Source organism: Rathayibacter sp. Leaf185 (assembly GCF_001423885.1).
In the GTDB taxonomy this organism is placed as follows: domain Bacteria; phylum Actinomycetota; class Actinomycetes; order Actinomycetales; family Microbacteriaceae; genus Rathayibacter.
Genome location: NZ_LMPP01000001.1, coordinates 165,183 through 183,898, shown reverse-complemented (window position 1 = coordinate 183,898; position 18,716 = coordinate 165,183). Strand labels below are relative to the sequence as shown.

Genomic DNA, 18,716 nt, shown 5'->3' with positions numbered 1-18,716 from the left:
GAGCACTCATGACGCTGTCCACTCCCTCGACCGCCTACGCCTCCGCGAAGCTGCAGGGCACCGGTGTCGGGCGCGGCCTGGCCCTCGGGCCCATCCTGCGCATGCCCGACCCGCTGCCCGAGCCCGAGGACGTCACGAGCACGCGCTCGGCCGTCCAGGAGGAGGAGCGCGCGGTCTCGTCGCTGTCGGCGACCGCCGCGACCATCCGCCACCGCGGTGAGCGCGCGGGCGGCTCGGCGAAGGACGTCCTCGACGCCCAGGCACTGATGGCCGAGGACCCGTCGCTGGCCGACGATGTCAAGGCGCGGATCGCCGGCGGCAAGACCGCCGAGCGCGCGGTGCACGAGGCGTTCGCGGGCTTCCGTGACCTGCTCGTGGCGATGGGCGGCTACATGGCCGAGCGCGCCACCGACCTCGACGACGTGTCGCAGCGGGTCGTGGCGCACCTCCGCGGCGTCGCCGCTCCGGGTGTCCCGGAGTCGGACGAGCCGTTCGTGCTCGTCGCCCGCGATCTCGCTCCGGCCGACACCGCGCTGCTCGACCTCGACAAGGTCCTCGGGCTCATCACGAGCGACGGAGGCCCGACCTCCCACACCGCGATCCTCGCCCGCGAGAAGTCGATCACCGCCATCGTCGGCACGAGCGGCGCGCTCGATCTGCGCGACGGCCAGCTCGTGATCCTCGACGCCTCCTCCGGTGTCGTGACCGTGAACCCCTCCGACTCCGAGATCGGCGAGGCCAAGTCGACCATCGCGCAGCGCGCCGAGATGCTCGCCGCCCCGGTCGTCCCCGGGGCGCTCGCCGACGGCCACGCCGTCCCCTTGCTCGCGAACCTCGGCTCGGCCGACGGCGCGGAGCAGGCCGTCGAGCTGGGAGCGGAGGGTGTCGGCCTCTTCCGCACCGAGTTCCTCTTCCTCGACGCGAAGGAGGCGCCGACGGTCGCCGAGCAGCAGGAGCAGTACACGCGACTGCTCGCCGCGTTCCCCGGCCGCAAGGTCGTGGTCCGCGCGCTCGACGCCGGCGCCGACAAGCCGCTCGCGTTCCTCAACGACAACCACGAGGAGAACCCGGCGCTCGGTCTGCGCGGCCTCCGTGCGCTCCGCGCCAGCGAGCAGATCCTCCGCGACCAGCTGACCGCCCTCGCACAGGCCGATGCGGCGACCGACGCCGACCTCTGGGTCATGGCGCCGATGGTGGCGACCGTCGACGAGACCCGCTACTTCACGGCGATGGCGAAGGAGCTCGGCATCCGCACCGCCGGCGTCATGGTCGAGGTACCCTCCTCGGCGCTGCTCGCCGACCGGATCCTCGGAGTCGCCGACTTCGCGTCGATCGGCACCAACGACCTGACCCAGTACACCCTCGCGGCCGACCGGATGCTCGGCACCGTGTCGGCGTACCAGGACCCGTGGCACCCCGCCGTCCTCCGCCTCGTCGGCGAGGTCGGCCGCGCGGGCGCCGCGCTGGGCAAGCCCGTCGGCATCTGCGGCGAGGCCGCGGCGGATCCGCTGCTCGCCGTCGTGCTCGTCGGTCTCGGCGCGACGAGCCTCTCGATGTCGCCGTCCGCTCTCGCCGACGTGCGCGCTGAGCTGGCCGAGCACACCCTCGACGACGCGAAGCGCTTCGCCGAGCTCGCGCTCGCGGCCGACAGCGCCGCCGCCGCCCGGTCCGCCGTGACCGAGGCGATCGCTTCCTCCTAGACCACGGTCCCCCGGGACCGTCCCCCGAAGACAGCACCACCCCCCACAGCACCACCCCCCACAGCACCACCACCCTTCACGTCCCGCGGGACCCGGCGGCCTCAGGAGCCACCGGACTCCCACCCCAAGAAATCGGAGAACACACCACATGACAACGACGTCAGCGACGGCGACGCGCGGTGGAGCGCGCGTCCACGTCCAGCGCTTCGGCACCTTCCTCTCGGGGATGGTCATGCCGAACATCGCGGCCTTCATCGCGTGGGGTCTCATCACCTCGCTCTTCATCGCCGCGGGCTGGCTGCCCAACGGCATCCTCGGCGGCTTCGGCGACCAGGCCCAGATCGGCTGGGAGGGTGCCCGCACCACCCTCGCCGCAGGCGAGGACGGCGCCACCTTCCAGCAGTACATCGGCCTCGTCGGCCCGATGATCACCTACCTGCTGCCCCTGCTCATCGCGAACACCGGCGGCCGCATGGTCTACGGCGCTCGCGGAGGAGTGGTCGCCTCGATCGCCACCATGGGTGTCATCGTCGGCGCCACCATCCCGATGTTCCTCGGCGCCATGATCGTCGGCCCGCTGTCCGCGTGGCTGATGAAGAAGGTCGACGCGATCTGGGACGGCAAGATCAAGCCCGGCTTCGAGATGCTGGTCAACAACTTCTCGGCCGGAATCCTGGGCATGCTGCTCTCGCTCGGAGCGTTCTTCGGCATCGCGCCGATCATCTCGTTCCTCACCGCGGTCCTCGGCAACGGCGTCGACTTCCTCGTCAACGCAGGCCTTCTGCCGCTCACCTCGATCTTCATCGAGCCGGCCAAGATCCTGTTCCTCAACAACGCCATCAACCAGGGCGTCCTCACCCCGCTCGGCACCGTCATGGCGCAGGAGACGGGCAAGTCGTACCTGTTCCTCCTCGAGGCGAACCCCGGCCCCGGCATGGGCGTCCTGCTGGCCTTCGCGATCTTCGGAGTCGGCATCGCCCGCGGTTCCGCCCCCGGCGCCGCACTGATCCACTTCGTCGGCGGCATCCACGAGATCTACTTCCCCTACGTGCTGATGAAGCCCGCGCTGGTCGCGGCCGTCATCCTCGGCGGCATGACCGGAGTCGCGACCAACGTCGCCTTCGATTCGGGTCTCGTCGCTCCTGCCTCGCCCGGATCGATCATCGCGGTGCTCCTGCAGACGTCGCGCGACAGCTATCTCGGAGTCATCCTCTCGGTGCTCCTGTCGATGGCCGTGTCGTTCCTGGTCGCCTCCTTCATCATCCGGGGCAGCCGCAAGCGCGACCTCGAGGCGATGGAGGCCGGCGACGACAAGCTCGCCGCCGCCGTGGCCGCCAACTCGTCCAACAAGGGCAAGGACAGCGCCGTCGCTGGTCTCCTCGGCCAGAGCGGGGCGACCGGCCAGGACGGCGCCTCGGCGACGACCACCGCGACCCAGGTGCGCAACATCGTGTTCGCCTGCGACGCCGGCATGGGCTCCTCCGCGATGGGCGCCTCGGTCCTCCGCAACAAGATGAAGAAGGCGGGCTTCGAGGACGTCACGGTCACCAACAAGGCGATCGCCTCCCTCGAGGACGACGTCGACCTGGTGATCACCCAGGCCGAGCTCACCGAGCGCGCCCGCCAGCGCACCCCGGGCGCGATCCACGTCTCCGTCGACAACTTCATGAACTCGCCGAAGTACGACGAGGTCGTCTCGCTGGTCGCGGAGCAGCACGGCAAGTAGTACGGACTCCACTCCGAGGGAACCCGTAGGGTGCGACAGGGCGAAAGCTCGGCCCTGCGGGTTCCCTCGCCGTTTTCCACCCCCTCGGAAGGACAGAAGACATGAGCGACGTGCTCACCATCGGACAGATCAACGCCTCCGGCACCGCGACCAGCAAGGAGACCGCCATCAAGGAGGCGGCCGACATGCTCGTCGGCGTCGGAGCGGTCACCCCCGCGTACCACGAGGCGATGCTCGCCCGTGAGGCCACCGTCTCGACCTACATGGGCAACCTGCTCGCCATCCCGCACGGCACGAACGACGCGAAGGACGAGATCCGCTCCTCCGCGCTGTCCTTCGTCCGCTATGCGCAGCCGATCGACTGGGACGGCAACGAGGTGCGCTTCGTCGTCGGCATCGCCGGCGTGAACAACGAGCACCTCGAGATCCTCTCGAAGATCGCGATCATCTTCTCGGAGGAGGACGAGGTGCAGAAGCTCCTCGACGCCCCCGACGCGCAGGCTCTCTACAGCCTGCTGGGCGAGGTCAACTCCTGATGCCGACCGCCGTCCACTTCGGAGCGGGAAACATCGGTCGCGGCTTCGTCGGACTGATCCTGCACGGCGCCGGATACGAGCTCGTCTTCGCCGACGTCAACGCCGGACTCATCGGCCAGCTCGCGGCCGCCGACAGCTACGAGGTGCACGAGGTGGGGGAGGAGGCGACGACGCACGTGGTCGACCGCTTCCGCGCGATCGACTCGGCCGCCGACGAGGAGGCGCTCGTGCGCGAGATCGCCTCGGCGGACATCGTCACGACGGCCGTCGGCCCGAACATCCTGCGCTTCGTGGCGCCCGTCATCGCCAAGGGCCTCGCCGCCCGTGCGGAGTCGGCACCGCGCCTCGCGGTGATGGCGTGCGAGAACGCGATCAACGCGACGCGGCTGCTGCAGACCGAGGTCGCGGCGAGCCTCGGCGCCGACGAGTGGGAGCGCCTGCGCTCGCGCGCCGTCTTCGCCGACACCGCGGTCGACCGCATCGTCCCCAACCAGGAGGCGGGTCAGGGCCTCGATGTCACCGTCGAGAGCTTCTTCGAGTGGGTCATCGACCGCACGCCCTTCGAGGGCGGCGAGCCGACCCTGCCCGGAGCGACCTGGGTCGACGACCTCGAGCCGTTCATCGAGCGCAAGCTCTTCACGGTGAATACGGGGCACGCCACCGCGGCGTACGTCGGCTTCGCCGCCGGGGCGCACAAGCTCTCCGACGCGCTCGCGCTGCCCGAGGTCCACGACGCGGTGAAGGCCGCCCTGGAGGACACCAAGACGCTGATCGTCGAGAAGCACGGCTTCAGCGACGCCGAGCAGCAGGCCTACCTCGAGAAGACGCTGAAGCGCTTCGCCAACCCGTACTTGACCGACACGGTCGACCGGGTCGGGCGCCAGCCGCTGCGCAAGCTCTCGCGGCACGAGCGCTTCATCGGCCCCGCGGCCGAGCTCGCCGAGCGCGGGAGCACTCCGTCGGGCCTGCTCGCGGCCATCGGAGCAGCGCTCCGGTTCGACGTGCCGGAGGACCCGCAGAGCGTGGAGCTGAAGGAGAAGCTGGCGACCCTCTCACCGGAGGAGTTCGTCGCCGAGGTGACCGGCCTCGCCGCGGAGCACCCGCTGTTCCCGCAGGTCGTCGCGGTCGTGCGCGGCTGAGCCGCCCGCACCGCACCGGAGAACGGACGCGCTCGATCGCCACGGCGACGAGCTCGTCCGTTCTCTGCGTTCGGCGGCTCTCAGAACAGGCGCCAGCGGGTGAGCGGCCAGGCGACCGCGAAGACCCGGCCGACGACGCGCTCGAGCGGCACCGTCTTGACGCACGAGTCGATGGGGCCGGGAGCGCCGCGGCAGCTGCCCATCGAGTCGTTCGAGTTCGAGCGGTGATCGCCCATCACGAAGAGCGTGTCCTCGGGGACGGTGTACTCCTGGAAGCACCGCGTCGACGCGGGCTCGGTCGTGCAGTCGAGCGATCCGGGCCCGAAGGGGAAGTCCTCGAAGACGTAGGGCTCGTCCACCGGCTGCCCGTCGACGAGCACGTGCCCCTCGGCGTCGCAGCACGAGACGGTCTGGCCGCCCACGGCGATCACGCGCTTGACGAGGAACTCCTCGTGCGAGGGACCGATGCTCGTGACGTCGCCGAAGTACTTGACCGCCTCCGACAGCGGGTTGCCGGCCACGTCGGTCGCACCCCACTGCTCGTCGCGGGAGAAGACGACGATCTGGCCCGACTCCGGCTCGCTCTGGAGGGCCAGGGTGCGGTCGACCAGGATCCGGTCGCCGAAGAAGCCGCCGCCCTGCAGGGTGTTCTCCATCGACCCGGTGGGCACGGTGTACACCTTCACGAAGAACGTCTGCACGAGGGCGATCACGACGATCGCGACGACCACCGTGACCAGCGGATGGGAGTACCACCGGCGCTCGCTCGGTGCCGACTTCTTCGTGCGGGCCATGCGCACTCCCTCCGTGTGACGGGGAAAGCCTAGGCGGCGCCGGGGCGGCCCCCGACGGAGGCGCGGTTCGCACGGCGGTGCTCCCGGTGCTCACCCCTGCGGCGACACGCCCGAGCTGGCGGAGAGGCGGGTCTTCGCGTAGTATCGACCCTTGGTGTTTTGCGTGTGCTTCGGCACGCCCGCGCACCGCGTCCTGGGCACTCGCCCGGGGGTGGATCGTCGCGGAAACATTCGCACGACCAGTACACACACTACTTCCGAACGACAGTGAGGCTATGGCCAAAAAAGACGGTGTCATCGAAATCGAAGGTGCGGTTGTCGAGGCGCTCCCCAACGCGATGTTCCGCGTGGAGCTGACCAACGGACACAAAGTTCTCGCCCATATCTCGGGCAAGATGCGTCAGCACTACATCCGGATCCTCCCCGAGGACCGGGTGATCGTGGAGCTGAGCCCCTACGACCTGACCCGCGGCCGGATCGTCTACCGCTACAAGTAGACGTTCGCTCCGCTGAAGTTCGCCCAGTGCGTGTTCTGTAAGGAACGGCCCCGGCATCCGCCGGGAGCACGAGGCCAGCGAAATCAAGGACAAGAACAATGAAGGTCAAGCCCAGCGTCAAGCGCATCTGCGACCACTGCAAGATCATCCGCCGCCACGGCAACGTGATGGTCATCTGCAGCAGCAACCCCCGCCACAAGCAGCGCCAGGGCTGATCCCACCGGGATCGATCTGCCGCTCCGGTAGGAGCGCAGGGGCGGTCCGCCGCCCCGAGAGCACGACAGCACCACACATCGCAACGTCAGAAATCGCGCAGCATCCCCGCGACGGGGATGGACGGCGAGGACACCTTCGGTCGGAGGCCGAGGCACCGACGTTGCATCACACCTCCACTCACTCACAGGAGAAGCCACAATGGCACGTCTGGCAGGAGTAGACATCCCGCGCGAGAAGCGCGTGGAGGTCGCACTGACCTACATCTACGGTGTCGGCCGCACGAGCGCGCTGAAGACGCTGAGCGACACCGGGATCGACGGCAACATCCGCGTCAAGGATCTCACCGACGACCAGCTCGTCGCGCTCCGCGATTACATCGAGGGCAACTACAAGGTGGAGGGAGACCTCCGCCGCGAGGTCGCCGCCGACATCCGCCGCAAGGTCGAGATCGGCTCGTACGAGGGCATCCGCCACCGTCGCGGCCTCCCGGTCCGTGGACAGCGCACCAAGACGAACGCTCGCACCCGCAAGGGTCCCAAGCGCACCGTCGCCGGCAAGAAGAAGGCCGGCCGCAAGTAACGCGGGCGACACGGACCTAGAGGAGATAAAGAATTGGCTACCCCCAAGTCGGCCGCGCGCAAGCCGCGCCGCAAGGAGAAGAAGAACATCGCAGTGGGCCAGGCCCACATCAAGTCGACGTTCAACAACACCATCGTCTCGATCACCGACCCCGCAGGGGCCGTCATCAGCTGGGCCTCGTCCGGTGGAGTCGGCTTCAAGGGCTCGCGCAAGTCGACCCCCTTCGCCGCCCAGCTCGCCGCCGAGTCGGCTGCGCGTCAGGCGCAGGAGCACGGCATGAAGAAGGTCGACGTCTTCGTCAAGGGACCGGGTTCCGGTCGTGAGACCGCGATCCGCTCGCTCCAGGCCGCAGGCCTCGAGGTCGGCTCGATCAACGACGTCACTCCGCAGGCGCACAACGGGTGCCGCCCGCCGAAGCGTCGTCGCGTCTAGCACCAGCACTCGCAGCCGTCGGTCGGCCGCACGAACCGCCCTCGGGCGGGGAGTGGGGCCGGCCGGCGGATCGCGCATTTCTTTCACAACTTCATACCTCGCACACGCACGTGTCATATAGCGGACACGTGACGGAAAGGAATCATCAGTGCTTATCGCACAGCGCCCGACGCTCACCGAGGAGAACATCTCGGAGTTCCGTTCCCGCTTCGTCATCGAGCCCCTCGAGCCCGGCTTCGGCTACACGCTCGGCAACTCGCTGCGTCGCACCCTGCTGTCCTCCATCCCCGGCGCCGCTGTCACCAGCATCCGGATCGACGGAGTGCTGCACGAGTTCACGACGGTCCCGGGTGTCCGCGAGGACGTCACCGAGATCATCCTGAACATCAAGGGACTCGTCGTCTCGTCCGAGCACGACGAGCCGATCACCGCCTACCTGCGCAAGCAGGGCGCCGGTCAGGTCACCGCCGCCGACATCTCGGCTCCGGCCGGTGTCGAGATCCACAACCCGGAGCTCGTCATCGCCACGCTGAACGACAAGGCGAAGTTCGAGCTCGAGCTCACCATCGAGCGCGGCCGCGGATACGTCTCGGCGACCCAGAACCGCAGCGAGTTCTCCGAGGCCGGCCAGATCCCGGTCGACTCGATCTACTCGCCCGTGCTCAAGGTCACCTACCGCGTCGAGGCCACTCGTGCCGGTGAGCGCACCGACTTCGACCGTCTCGTCGTCGACGTCGAGTCGAAGCCGGCGATCACGCCCCGCGACGCCATCGCATCGGCCGGTCGCACGCTGACCGAGCTGTTCGGTCTCGCCCGCGAGCTGAACAACGCGGCCGAGGGCATCGAGATCGGCCCCGCGCCGGTCGACGCCGTCCTCTCGACCGAGCTGTCGATGCCCATCGAGGATCTCGACCTCTCGGTGCGCAGCTACAACTGCCTCAAGCGCGAGGGCATCAACAACGTCAACGAGCTCGTCGCCCTATCGGAGACGCAGCTCATGAACATCCGCAACTTCGGACAGAAGTCGGTGGATGAGGTCAAGGAGAAGCTGACCGAGCTGGGCCTGTCGCTGAAGGACTCGGTTCCCGGGTTCGACGGTGCCCACTTCTACAGCTACGACGACGAGAGCATCTAGGTCTCCGCAACCGGAGCCTGCGGCTCTTCGCGATCGACCTGCTGACACCCCTTTAGTACTGGAGTAAACCCATGCCCAAGCCCACGAAGGGCCCCCGCCTCGGAGGCGGTCCCGCACACGAGCGTCTGATGCTCGCGAACCTGGCCGCGGCCCTGTTCACGCACAAGAGCATCAAGACGACCGAGACGAAGGCCAAGCGCCTGCGTCCCCTCGCCGAGCGTCTCGTCACGTTCGCCAAGCGCGGCGACCTGCACGCTCGTCGTCGCGTCCTCGCGACGATCGGCGACAAGTCGGTCGTTCACGAGCTCTTCACCGAGATCGCGCCGCTGGTCGCCGAGCGTGAGGGCGGCTACACCCGCATCACGAAGATCGGCCCGCGCAAGGGCGACAACGCGCCGATGGCCGTCATCGAGCTCGTCCTCGAGCCCGTGACCCCGAAGGCGAAGAAGTCGCGCACCGGCTCGGCGGCGCCCGTCGCCGCCCCGGTCGACGACGCTCCTGCTGAGGACACCACGGTCGACGAGACCGCGACCGATGAGACGGCCGTCCAGGACGCGCCCGTCGAGGACGCGCCCGTTCAGGACGCTCCCGCCGAGGAGACCGGCACCGAGACCAAGTAGTCCCGCGCCCTCCTCGAGAGCCCCTCGTTCCCACCGGGACGGGGGGCTCTCGTCGTCTCCGGAGTGGCGCGAGACGTCACCTAAGCTGGCGTGAACGTTGCCCTTCGGCAATCGCGATCGCGTCACGACCGGCGCTCCCGGGGCCGCCGCCTCGTCGATCCCTGAAGGGGCTCCGTGCGCCTGCGTCTCCCGGTTCTCGTCTCCGCCGTCGTCCTGCTGCTGAGCGGATGCGCGTCTGCTGCGGTGATCGACGTGCCGGACTCGGCGGGATCGGCCCCGGCGTCCTCGACATCGGCTGCTGCACCGCCGGCGACGCCCGCCGCGTCCGCGACGCCCACTGCTGTCGCGCCGGCCGCGCTCGACTGCGACGCGGCACTTCCGGCCGGCACGGTCGAGGACCGCGTCGGACTCCCGCGCGGCACCGCCACCCCGGCGGTCGTGGACGGCGACTGCACGTACTCGATCGCGGGCAACCCCTCCGCGGTGGTCGTGTCCTTGACGCCGGCGCGGCTCACCGACACCTTCACGGGGGAGGGCGACTCCCGCGGAGCCGTGTCCGTCCCGCTCGGCACGGCCGGGTACTGGGTGCAGGGCAGCGCGGCGACTCCGTCCGAGTTCGCCGTCGTCGCGGGCGGGCAGGAGCTGCACATCGTCTCGTTCGTGGGGGACCAGGGCGCCCTGATCGACTGGGCGGTCTCGGTGCTCGCCTCTGTCGGCGTCGACCTCCCGGTCGCCTGAGGGTCCCGACCCGACGACCTAGACTCGACGGATGCTTCACCGCGTCCGCCTCGATCTGGCCTACGACGGCACGCACTTCGCGGGATGGGCCAAGCAGCCCGGCCTGCGGACGGTGCAGGGGGTCCTCGAGGACGCCCTCGCGGTGCTCCTGCGATCGGAGGAGCGGCCCGTCGTCACCGTCGCCGGCAGGACCGACGCCGGAGTGCACGCGAGCGCGCAGGTGGCGCACCTCGACCTGACGGACGAGCAGTGGCAGCGGCTCAGCGGGCCGCGTCGAGCCACCGACGAGACCCTCCTGCCCGCGGCGGCGCTGGAGCGACGTCTGCGTGGGTACCTGGGGCAGTACTCCGATGTCTCGGTGCACCGGATCTCGTCGGCGCCGGAGGGGTTCGACGCCCGCTTCTCCGCGCGGTGGCGCCGCTACGAGTACCGCCTCGCGGATGCCTCCTCGATGCGGCACCCGCTCGAGCGGACCTTCACCACCTGGATCACCGAGTCGCTCGACGAGGGGGAGATGGCCCGCGCGGCGCAGTCGCTGCTCGGGCTTCACGACTACGCCTCGTTCTGCCGGGCGCGAGTGGGAGCGACGACGATCCGCAGCCTCCTCGACTTCGAGTGGGAGCGCGACGTGGACGGGGTGCTGCACGCGCACCTGCGTGCCGACGCCTTCTGCCACAGCATGGTGCGCGCCCTGGTGGGCGCTTGCGTGGCGGTGGGCCTGGGCAAGCTCGACGCCTCCGAGGTCACGGGGCTGCGCGACGCCGCCGCCCGGACGAACGCCTTCGGGGTGATGCCCGCCCGCGGCCTCATCCTGCGCGAGGTCGACTACCCCGACGACGACTTCCTCGCAGAGCGCGCCGTGACCACCCGCGCGAAGCGCTCGGTGGCTACGGTCGAGACCGATGGGAAGGACCTCGCATGATCCGCATCCTCCGCACCGCCGTCCCGATCGTGGTGCTGGCCGCCGCTCTCGCAGGATGCTCGTCGTCGACGATCGACATCCCCGAGGGCGCGCAGGTCACTCCCGCGCCGGTCGCGACTCCGGCCGTCACGGCCGCGGTCGAACCGGCTCCCGAGGCGACCGTGCCCATCGAGACCGTGCCCGTCGAGACGACTCCCGCCACCGCCTCGCGGGCGCTCGAGTGCACCGCGGTCCTCCCCGTCGAGACGATCGAGACCGCGCTCGGGCTCCCCGCCGGTTTCGTCACCGCCTCGGAGCAGACCGACGGCTGTGCCTGGGCGATGGCGGGCAACCCGTCGGCGCTCACGCTGCAGGCGCTGACCGGAGCGACGGAGGACACGGTCGCGCAGCAGGAGGCGTCCGGCTCCGCCGCCTCGAGCACGCTCGGTGATCGTGCGTTCTACCGCGGCGCAGACGCGGCGGCGGATCCGGCCGCGACCCTGGTCGTGCTGGTCGGCGACGAGATGATCACCGTGCGCTCCTACGTCGGCGACCAGGCGTCGCTCGAGGAGCTCGCGAGCGACGCGCTGACCGCGCTGGAGCTGGACCCGTCCTGACGGCGACTCGCGCGCACAGGCAGGGAACCGCGCTTCCGCTGATGAGCTCCGTGCTGTAATGTCGACCCTTGGTGTTTTCGGCCGTGTGCCGAGCGCCCGAAGTTGAGCCCTCCACCGGTTCGGTTCGCCCGCCTCGCGGGTCGAACGGCCACGGAGCGGGATTCACGAACACCTCACTCCGACCAGAAAGCAGCACTCACGTGACTCGCACTTTTTCTCCGAAGCCGGCTGATGTCCAGCACGACTGGATCGTCATCGACGCATCCGACGTCGTGCTCGGCCGTCTGGCCACCCACGCCGCGGCGCTCCTGCGCGGCAAGCACAAGGCGACCTTCGCGCCGCACATGGACATGGGCGACTTCGTCATCATCGTCAACGCCGAGAAGGTGGCCCTCACCGGTCAGAAGCTCCTCCAGAAGAAGGCCTACCGCCACTCCGGCTACCCGGGCGGCCTCACGGCCACCACGTACGCCGAGCTCCTCGAGAAGAACCCGGCTCGCGCGGTCGAGAAGGCCATCCGCGGCATGCTCCCCAAGAACTCCCTCGGTCGTGCGCAGCTGCGCAAGCTGAAGGTCTACACGGGCTCCGAGCACCCCCACGCGGCGCAGCAGCCCCAGGCGTACGTTTTCAACCAGGTCGCCCAGTAGGCTCCGGCCCTCCCCGACACCTCAGACTTCGAAGACAAAGGATCACCTACACCGTGGCGAAGATCGCAGACCAGCTCGACGTGGCTCCCGAGAGCTACTCCACCGAAAGCACGGCTCCCGAGGCGTCCTCGACGCCCCGCGCCGTCCTCAACGTCTCCGGCGCAGCCGTGGGCCGACGCAAGCAGGCCATCGCCCGCGTGCGCCTCGTGCCCGGCTCCGGCGGACTGACCGTCAATGCCCGCGAGTTCGCGGAGTACTTCCCCAACAAGCTGCACCAGCAGCTCATCACCGACCCGTTCAAGGTCCTCGACCTGATCGGCTCCTACGATGTGGTCGCCAAGATCACCGGTGGCGGCCCCTCCGGTCAGGCCGGTGCGCTCCGCCTCGCGATCGCGCGTGCGCTGAACGAGATCGACCGCGAGAACAACCGCGCCATCCTGAAGAAGGCCGGCTTCCTCACCCGCGACGCTCGCGTCATCGAGCGCAAGAAGGCCGGCCTCAAGAAGGCCCGCAAGGCGTCCCAGTTCTCGAAGCGCTAGTCGCGGCGGCCTCTGTGCCGCTCGACCAGTAGCTCGAGAAGTGGTCTGCGCTATGCCGCGCCTTTTCGGAACCGACGGCGTCCGTGGCCTCGCGAATCGCGATGTCACGGCCGACCTGGCTCTCGGCCTCGCCCAGGCGGCCGCCCGTGTACTCGGAGCGGCCGCCCGGGCCGACGGTCGACGGCCCGTCGCCGTCCTCGCCCGCGATCCCCGCATCTCCGGTCAGTTCATCGGAGCGGCGGTCGCCGCGGGTCTCGCCAGCGCGGGAGTCGACGTGCTGGACGCGGGCGTCATCCCGACGCCCGCCACCGCGTACCTCATCGCCGACGAGCGCGCCGACTTCGGCGTGATGATCTCGGCCTCGCACAACCCCGCCGCCGACAACGGCATCAAGTTCTTCGCAGCGGGCGGCCGCAAGCTCCCCGACGAGCTCGAGAACCGCATCGAGGCGGCTCTCGGCGTCCCGCCGCTCACACCGACCGGGGCCGACGTCGGCCGTATCCGCCGCTTCGCCGACGCCGAGGACCGCTACGTGGTCCACCTCCTCGGCTCCCTCGGCAGCACCCGGCTCGACGGGCTGCACGTCGTCATCGACTGCGCCCACGGCGCGGCGGCCGGCATCTCGCCCGACGTCTTCACCGACGCGGGCGCGACCGTCACGGTGATCGGCAATGATCCCGACGGTCTCAACATCAACGACGGAGTGGGCTCGACCCACCTCGACAACGTCGCGGAGGCGGTCCGCGCGGCGGGCGCCGACATCGGCATCGCACACGACGGCGACGCCGACCGCTGCCTCGCGGTCGACGCCGACGGCCGCGTCGTCGACGGCGACCAGATCATGGCGATCCTCGCGACGTCGATGGCCCGGCGCGGAGTCCTCCGTGACAACGTCCTCGTCGCGACGGTCATGAGCAACCTCGGGCTGAAGCTCGCGATGGCGGAGGCGGGCATCCGCGTCATCCAGACCGGCGTCGGCGACCGCTACGTCCTTGAGGCGATGAACGAGGGCGAGTACTCGCTCGGCGGCGAGCAGTCGGGCCACGTCATCATGAGCCGCTACGCCACGACCGGCGACGGTGTCCTCACCGGCCTGCAGCTGGCCGCCGAGATGGCGCGCACGGGGAGGACGCTCGCCGAGCTGGCCTCGGTCATGAGCGTGTTCCCGCAGACCCTGGTCAACGTCCGCGGAGTCGACCGCGAGGGCGTGCACGACGACGAGGTCATCGCCGCCGCGATCGCCGAGGCGTCGGCCGAGCTCGGCACCGACGGCCGGGTGCTGCTGCGCCCCTCCGGCACCGAGCCGATGGTGCGCGTGATGGTAGAGGCGAAGACGCAGGAGACGGCCGACCGGCTCGCGGAGTCACTGGCCGCCGTCGTCCTCGCTCAACTGCGGTCCGCCTAGGACGTCTCTCTCCTCCTGAAACGGCGACTCGACCTGCAGCCTGCCGGGCCTCCCCGCCGGCGGTCGCTGCCGCCCCCGCGTCAGATCTTGCGGAGGAGGACCGAGGAGACGGAGTGGTCGGGCTGCTTGCGCAGGACGAGGCTCGCGCGGGAGCGGGTCGGGCGCACGTTCTGCACGAGGTTCGGCTCGTTGATGGTCGACCAGATGCCGCGGGCGCGATCGCGCGCCTCGTCCGGGGTCAGCGCGGCGTAGCGGTGGAAGTACGAGTTCGGATTCGCGAACGCGCCCTGCTGCAGCGCGAGGAAGCGCTCCTCGTACCAGCGCGCGATGTCGCTCGTGCGCGCGTCGACGTACACGGTGAAGTCGAAGAGGTCGCTCACCGCGAGGCCGTGGCCGGGCACCGGCGGCTGGAGGACGTTCAGCCCCTCCACGATGAGCACGTCCGGCCGCCGCACCACGATCTCGGCGTCCGGCACGATGTCGTACGACAGGTGCGAGTAGAACGGCGCGCGCACCTCCGCGGCGCCGCCCTTCACCTCCGAGACGAAGCGCAGCAGCGCCCGGCGGTCGTACGACTCCGGGAACCCCTTGCGGGCCATCAGCCCGCGGCGCTCGAGCTCGCGGTTGGGCAGCAGGAAGCCGTCGGTGGTGACCAGCTCGACCCGCGGAGTGTCGTCCCACCGCGCGAGCAGCTCGCGCAGCAGCCGCGCGATCGTCGACTTGCCCACCGCGACCGAGCCGGCGACTCCGATCACGAACGGCGTCGCCTGCGCGCGCTCACCGAGGAACGTGCTCGTCGCCCGGTGCAGCTGCCGCGCGCCGCCCGCGTACAGCGTGAGCAGGCGCGACAGGGGCAGGTACACCTCGGCGACCTCGGTGAGACTCAGCCGGTCGCCGAGTCCGCGCAGCTGCACGACCTCGGTCTCGGTCAACGGGAGCTCGGTGCTGCGGGCCAGCTCCGCCCAGTCGGATCGGGAGATCTCGACGAACGGAGAGGGGTGCGCCTCGCGCCCGGGATCACGAGCTGACGACGGCATGACCCCCGATCCTACTGTCCGCGGCGGCCGGACCCGACGGGATCGAGCCCCTGCCGGATTCCGGATCGACCGCCGTTTAGGATCGAGCACATGTGTGGAATCGTGGGATACGTCGGTGAGCGGGACAGCCTGGCCGTGCTGCTCGGGGGCCTGAAGCGTCTGGAGTACCGCGGCTACGACTCCGCGGGTGTCGCCGTGATCGACGCCGACGGGCAGCTCGACAGCCGCAAGCGCTCGGGGAAGCTCAGCGTCCTCGTCGACGACCTCGCGGCGCGTCCGCTGGCCGAGGGCACGACCGGCATCGGGCACACCCGCTGGGCCACCCACGGCGGGCCCACCGACCGCAATGCGCACCCGCACCTCGCCGACGACGGCAAGCTGGCCGTGATTCACAACGGCATCATCGAGAACTTCCAGCCGCTCAAGGAGGAGCTCGAGGCCGAGGGCGCCGTCTTCGAGAGCGAGACCGACACCGAGGTAGCGGCGCACCTGATCGCCCGCGAGTACCGCCGCACCGGCGATCTCGTCCTCGCGTTCCAGGCGATCGTCGCCCGTCTCGAGGGCGCCTTCACGCTCCTCGCCCTGCATCAGGATCAGCCAGGAGTCGTCGTCGGCGCGCGCCGCAACTCGCCGCTCGTGATCGGTCTCGGCGACGGCGAGAACTTCCTCGGCTCCGACGTCGCCGCGTTCGTCGAGTTCACCCGCCGCGCGGTCGCGATCGGCCAGGACCAGATCGTCACGATCACCCCCGAGCTCGTCACCGTCACCGACTTCTTCGGCAACCCTGTCGAGACGGAGCCGTTCGAGATCGCGTGGGACGCCTCCGCCTCCGAGAAGGGCGGCTGGTCGAGCTTCATGGCGAAGGAGATCACCGAGGGCCCGGAGGCGGTCGCCAACACGCTGCGCGGCCGCATCCACGACGGCGTGATCACCCTGCCCGAGCTCGAGAGCCTCGACGGGATCCTCACCGAGATCGACCGCATCACCGTGATCGCCTGCGGCACCGCCGCCTACTCGGGCATGGTCGCGAAGTACGCGATCGAGAAGTGGGCACGCGTGCCCGTCGAGGTCGAGCTGAGCCACGAGTTCCGCTACCGCGACCCGGTACTCTCGCCGCGCACGCTCGTGATCTCGATCAGCCAGTCCGGCGAGACCATGGACACGCTGATGGCGGTCAAGTACGCCCGCGAGAAGGGCGCCAAGACGCTCTCGGTCTGCAACACGCAGGGCGCGACCATCCCGCGCGAGTCCGACGCCGTCCTCTACACGCACGCGGGGCCGGAGGTGGCTGTCGCCTCGACGAAGGCGTTCGTCGCCCAGATCGCGGCGCTCTACCTCTTCGGACTGCACCTCGCGACGGTGCGCGGCGCCGCCTCCGCGGAGCTCGTCGCCTCGCAGGCCGCTCAGCTGGCCGCGATCCCCGAGAAGCTCTCGCGGGTGCTGGACGCCTCCGAGGACATCGCGCAGCTCGCCGGCTGGATGGCCGACACGCGCGCCGTGCTCTTCCTCGGTCGCCACGTCGGCTACCCGGTCGCGCTCGAGGGCGCGCTCAAGCTCAAGGAGCTGGCGTACATCCACGCCGAGGGCTTCGCCGCGGGCGAGCTCAAGCACGGACCGATCGCGCTGATCGAGCCCGGGCAGGTCGTGTTCGTGATCGTGCCCAGCCCGAGCGAGTCGTACGAGCTGCAGCGCAAGGTGATCTCGAACATCCAGGAGATCAAGGCGCGCGGAGCGCGTGTCATCGCGATCGCGGAGCAGGGCGACACCGCCGCGATCCAGATCGCCGACGAGGTCGTGCCGATCCCGCTGGCCGATCCGCTCTTCGAGCCGCTGCTCGCGGTCACGCCGCTGCAGATGTTCGCGATGGAGCTCGCCGCGGCGAAGGGTCTCGACGTCGACCAGCCGCGCAACCTGGCGAAGTCCGTCACGGTCGAGTGACCGCGTCGTGATCGTGGGGATCGGCGTAGACGTGGTCGACCTCGCGCGCTTCGAGCGGGCGATCGCCCGCACCCCGCGTCTCCGCGATCGCCTGTTCGCCGAGAGCGAACGTGATCTGCCGGTGGCTTCTCTCGCAGGACGCTTCGCGGCCAAGGAGGCGCTCATCAAGGCCCTCGGCGACTCGGTCGGCGCTCGCTGGCACGACATGGTCGTGGTGCGCGACGAGCACGGCAATCCGTCGTTCGCGCTGCACGGGCCGGCCCGCGCCGCCGCCGAGGCCCGGGGGATCGCGCGCTTCCACCTCTCGATGACGCACGATGCCGGCATCGCCTGCGCGTTCGTGGTGGCCGAGTCGTGATCGCCCCGCTCTCGTTCCGCGAGGCCCTGATCGACACCGATGCGATCGCCGCGAACGTCGCGCGCCTGCGCGAGCTGACGGGTGCCCGGCGCCTGATGGCCGTCGTGAAGGCGAACGCCTACGGACACGGAGCACTGGTCGCCGCGGAGTCCGCGCTCGCCGGCGGGGCCGATGCGCTCGGCACCGCGGATCTGGCGGAGGCGGTCGCCCTGCGGGAGGCGGGCGTTCTCGCGCCGATCCTCTGCTGGCTGCACGACCCGGGTGAGGACTTCGACCGCGCCGTCGAGCACGGCATCGATGTCGCCGTCTCGTCGCAGGTGCAGCTCGACGCGCTCGCGCAGGCGGCGGAGGACCGCGGGGTCCGTGCCGCCGTGCAGCTCAAGGTCGACACCGGTCTCAGCCGCAACGGCGCTCCGGAGCAGGAGTGGGAGTCGATCGCGCTGGCGCTCGCCCGGCACACCGCGCGCGGCGTCCTGCAGCTCACCGGGCTGCTCTCGCACCTCTCGAACACCTCGCGCGACGACGACCTGGCCCAGCTCGTCGTCCTGCAGCGCGCCGGAGCACTGCTCGGTCGCCACGGCCTCGCCGGCCCGACCGTGCATCTCGCGGCCACCGCCGGTGCGCTGCGGCTGCCCGAGACCCGGCTCGACCTCGTCCGCACCGGGATCGGCGTCTACGGCCTCTCCCCGTTCGAGGACGAGACCTCTCTCGAGCTCGGGCTCACCCCCGCGATGACCCTGCAGGGCCGCGTCGCAGGAGTGCGCCGGGTGGCCGCCGGCACCGGGGTCAGCTACGACTACGCCTACCGCGCCTCGGGTGAGACGACCCTCGCGCTCGTCCCGTTCGGCTACGCCGACGGGATCCCGCGCAGCGCCTCCGGCGTCGCGGAGGTCTCCATCGGCGGGCGCCGGCACCGCATCGCCGGGCGCGTCGCGATGGACCAGTTCGTGGTCGACGTGGGCGACGCCTCCGTCGCGGTCGGCGACCAGGTGGTCCTCTGGGGCGACCCGACGGCGGGTGGCGTGCCCTCGGTCGACGAGTGGGCGCGCTGGTGCGGCACGATCAACTACGAGCTCGTCACCCGGATCGGACCGAGGGTGCAGCGCCGGGCCGTGGGCGGATCGGGCGGGACCCGTGCCTGAGCGCGAGTGGTTCGCCGACC

Annotated in this window: 21 protein-coding genes; 19 read left to right on the top strand and 2 right to left on the bottom strand. The window is 70.2% G+C overall.

Annotated elements, in window-relative coordinates; all coding sequences use genetic code 11:
• The first annotated feature begins 101 nt into the window (after window positions 1–101).
• The 4 genes from ptsP (at window position 102) to ASG06_RS00930 (ending at window position 5,101) form a co-directional block, all read left to right on the top strand.
• Complete coding sequence (gene ptsP / locus ASG06_RS00945) at window positions 102–1,700, top strand: phosphoenolpyruvate--protein phosphotransferase (RefSeq protein WP_056040305.1); 1,599 nt, start codon at window positions 102–104, stop codon at window positions 1,698–1,700.
• A gap of 148 nt (window positions 1,701–1,848) precedes the next feature.
• Window positions 1,849–3,426, top strand: a complete 1,578-nt coding sequence (locus ASG06_RS00940; protein ID WP_056037274.1) for a PTS mannitol transporter subunit IICB — start codon at window positions 1,849–1,851, stop codon at window positions 3,424–3,426.
• Between the two features lie 101 nt (window positions 3,427–3,527).
• Complete coding sequence (locus ASG06_RS00935) at window positions 3,528–3,962, top strand: PTS sugar transporter subunit IIA (protein ID WP_056037270.1); 435 nt, start codon at window positions 3,528–3,530, stop codon at window positions 3,960–3,962.
• Window positions 3,962–5,101, top strand: a complete 1,140-nt coding sequence (locus ASG06_RS00930; RefSeq protein ID WP_056037267.1) for a mannitol-1-phosphate 5-dehydrogenase — start codon at window positions 3,962–3,964, stop codon at window positions 5,099–5,101. Before ASG06_RS00935 ends, ASG06_RS00930 begins: the two co-directional genes overlap by 1 nt.
• An 80-nt stretch (window positions 5,102–5,181) precedes the next feature.
• On the opposite strand, the gene lepB is transcribed toward ASG06_RS00930, so the two are convergent.
• Window positions 5,182–5,895 (bottom strand): signal peptidase I, encoded by a 714-nt coding sequence (gene lepB, locus ASG06_RS00925; protein ID WP_056037264.1) that lies wholly within the window; start codon window positions 5,893–5,895, stop codon window positions 5,182–5,184.
• Window positions 5,896–6,170: 275 nt separating this feature from the next.
• Here lepB and infA point away from each other — a divergent pair, with 275 nt between their 5' ends.
• From infA to glmM, 12 genes are all read left to right on the top strand, one after another.
• The gene (gene infA, locus ASG06_RS00920) at window positions 6,171–6,392 is read left to right on the top strand and encodes a translation initiation factor IF-1 (protein WP_022883252.1); all 222 of its coding nucleotides are present in this window, start codon (window positions 6,171–6,173) and stop codon (window positions 6,390–6,392) included.
• Between the two features lie 98 nt (window positions 6,393–6,490).
• Window positions 6,491–6,607: a 50S ribosomal protein L36 gene (gene rpmJ / locus ASG06_RS00915; RefSeq protein ID WP_056037261.1), complete on the top strand. Its 117-nt coding sequence runs from the start codon at window positions 6,491–6,493 to the stop codon at window positions 6,605–6,607.
• A gap of 199 nt (window positions 6,608–6,806) precedes the next feature.
• Window positions 6,807–7,187, top strand: coding sequence for a 30S ribosomal protein S13 (gene rpsM, locus ASG06_RS00910; RefSeq protein WP_056037260.1), 381 nt, complete (start codon window positions 6,807–6,809; stop codon window positions 7,185–7,187).
• A gap of 33 nt (window positions 7,188–7,220) precedes the next feature.
• The gene (rpsK, locus tag ASG06_RS00905; protein WP_056037257.1) at window positions 7,221–7,619 is read left to right on the top strand and encodes a 30S ribosomal protein S11; all 399 of its coding nucleotides are present in this window, start codon (window positions 7,221–7,223) and stop codon (window positions 7,617–7,619) included.
• Window positions 7,620–7,767: 148 nt separating this feature from the next.
• Window positions 7,768–8,754 carry a DNA-directed RNA polymerase subunit alpha gene (locus tag ASG06_RS00900; protein ID WP_055787173.1) on the top strand — a complete coding sequence of 329 codons (987 nt, stop codon included), beginning with the start codon at window positions 7,768–7,770 and terminating at the stop codon, window positions 8,752–8,754.
• A 71-nt stretch (window positions 8,755–8,825) separates the two neighbouring features.
• On the top strand, window positions 8,826–9,374 hold the full coding sequence (gene rplQ, locus ASG06_RS00895; RefSeq protein WP_056037254.1) for a 50S ribosomal protein L17: 549 nt from the start codon (window positions 8,826–8,828) through the stop codon (window positions 9,372–9,374).
• Between the two features lie 174 nt (window positions 9,375–9,548).
• Window positions 9,549–10,112, top strand: coding sequence for a hypothetical protein (locus tag ASG06_RS00890; protein WP_056037249.1), 564 nt, complete (start codon window positions 9,549–9,551; stop codon window positions 10,110–10,112).
• A 31-nt stretch (window positions 10,113–10,143) separates the two neighbouring features.
• Window positions 10,144–11,034, top strand: a complete 891-nt coding sequence (gene truA, locus ASG06_RS00885) for a tRNA pseudouridine(38-40) synthase TruA (protein WP_056037246.1) — start codon at window positions 10,144–10,146, stop codon at window positions 11,032–11,034.
• Window positions 11,031–11,630 carry a hypothetical protein gene (locus ASG06_RS00880; RefSeq protein WP_056037244.1) on the top strand — a complete coding sequence of 200 codons (600 nt, stop codon included), beginning with the start codon at window positions 11,031–11,033 and terminating at the stop codon, window positions 11,628–11,630. Before truA ends, ASG06_RS00880 begins: the two co-directional genes overlap by 4 nt.
• 200 nt (window positions 11,631–11,830) lie before the next feature.
• Window positions 11,831–12,277, top strand: a complete 447-nt coding sequence (rplM, locus tag ASG06_RS00875) for a 50S ribosomal protein L13 (RefSeq protein WP_056037241.1) — start codon at window positions 11,831–11,833, stop codon at window positions 12,275–12,277.
• A 53-nt stretch (window positions 12,278–12,330) separates the two neighbouring features.
• A complete protein-coding gene (rpsI, locus tag ASG06_RS00870) occupies window positions 12,331–12,816 on the top strand; it encodes a 30S ribosomal protein S9 (RefSeq protein ID WP_056037238.1) in 486 nt (161 codons plus the stop codon).
• A gap of 52 nt (window positions 12,817–12,868) precedes the next feature.
• Window positions 12,869–14,221: a phosphoglucosamine mutase gene (gene glmM / locus ASG06_RS00865; protein ID WP_056037235.1), complete on the top strand. Its 1,353-nt coding sequence runs from the start codon at window positions 12,869–12,871 to the stop codon at window positions 14,219–14,221.
• An 80-nt stretch (window positions 14,222–14,301) separates the two neighbouring features.
• Here glmM and coaA read toward each other — a convergent pair whose 3' ends face one another.
• Complete coding sequence (gene coaA / locus ASG06_RS00860; RefSeq protein WP_056037233.1) at window positions 14,302–15,258, bottom strand: type I pantothenate kinase; 957 nt, start codon at window positions 15,256–15,258, stop codon at window positions 14,302–14,304.
• Window positions 15,259–15,348: 90 nt separating this feature from the next.
• Between coaA and glmS the strand changes: the two genes are divergently transcribed.
• The 3 genes from glmS to alr are packed head-to-tail and all read left to right on the top strand — an operon-like array spanning window position 15,349 to window position 18,696.
• Window positions 15,349–17,196 carry a glutamine--fructose-6-phosphate transaminase (isomerizing) gene (gene glmS / locus ASG06_RS00855; protein WP_056037230.1) on the top strand — a complete coding sequence of 616 codons (1,848 nt, stop codon included), beginning with the start codon at window positions 15,349–15,351 and terminating at the stop codon, window positions 17,194–17,196.
• A gap of 7 nt (window positions 17,197–17,203) precedes the next feature.
• Window positions 17,204–17,554, top strand: a complete 351-nt coding sequence (locus ASG06_RS00850; protein ID WP_056037227.1) for a holo-ACP synthase — start codon at window positions 17,204–17,206, stop codon at window positions 17,552–17,554.
• The gene (gene alr / locus ASG06_RS00845; RefSeq protein ID WP_056037224.1) at window positions 17,551–18,696 is read left to right on the top strand and encodes an alanine racemase; all 1,146 of its coding nucleotides are present in this window, start codon (window positions 17,551–17,553) and stop codon (window positions 18,694–18,696) included. The genes ASG06_RS00850 and alr overlap by 4 nt, the downstream gene beginning before the upstream one ends.
• The last annotated feature ends 20 nt before the right edge of the window (window positions 18,697–18,716 follow it).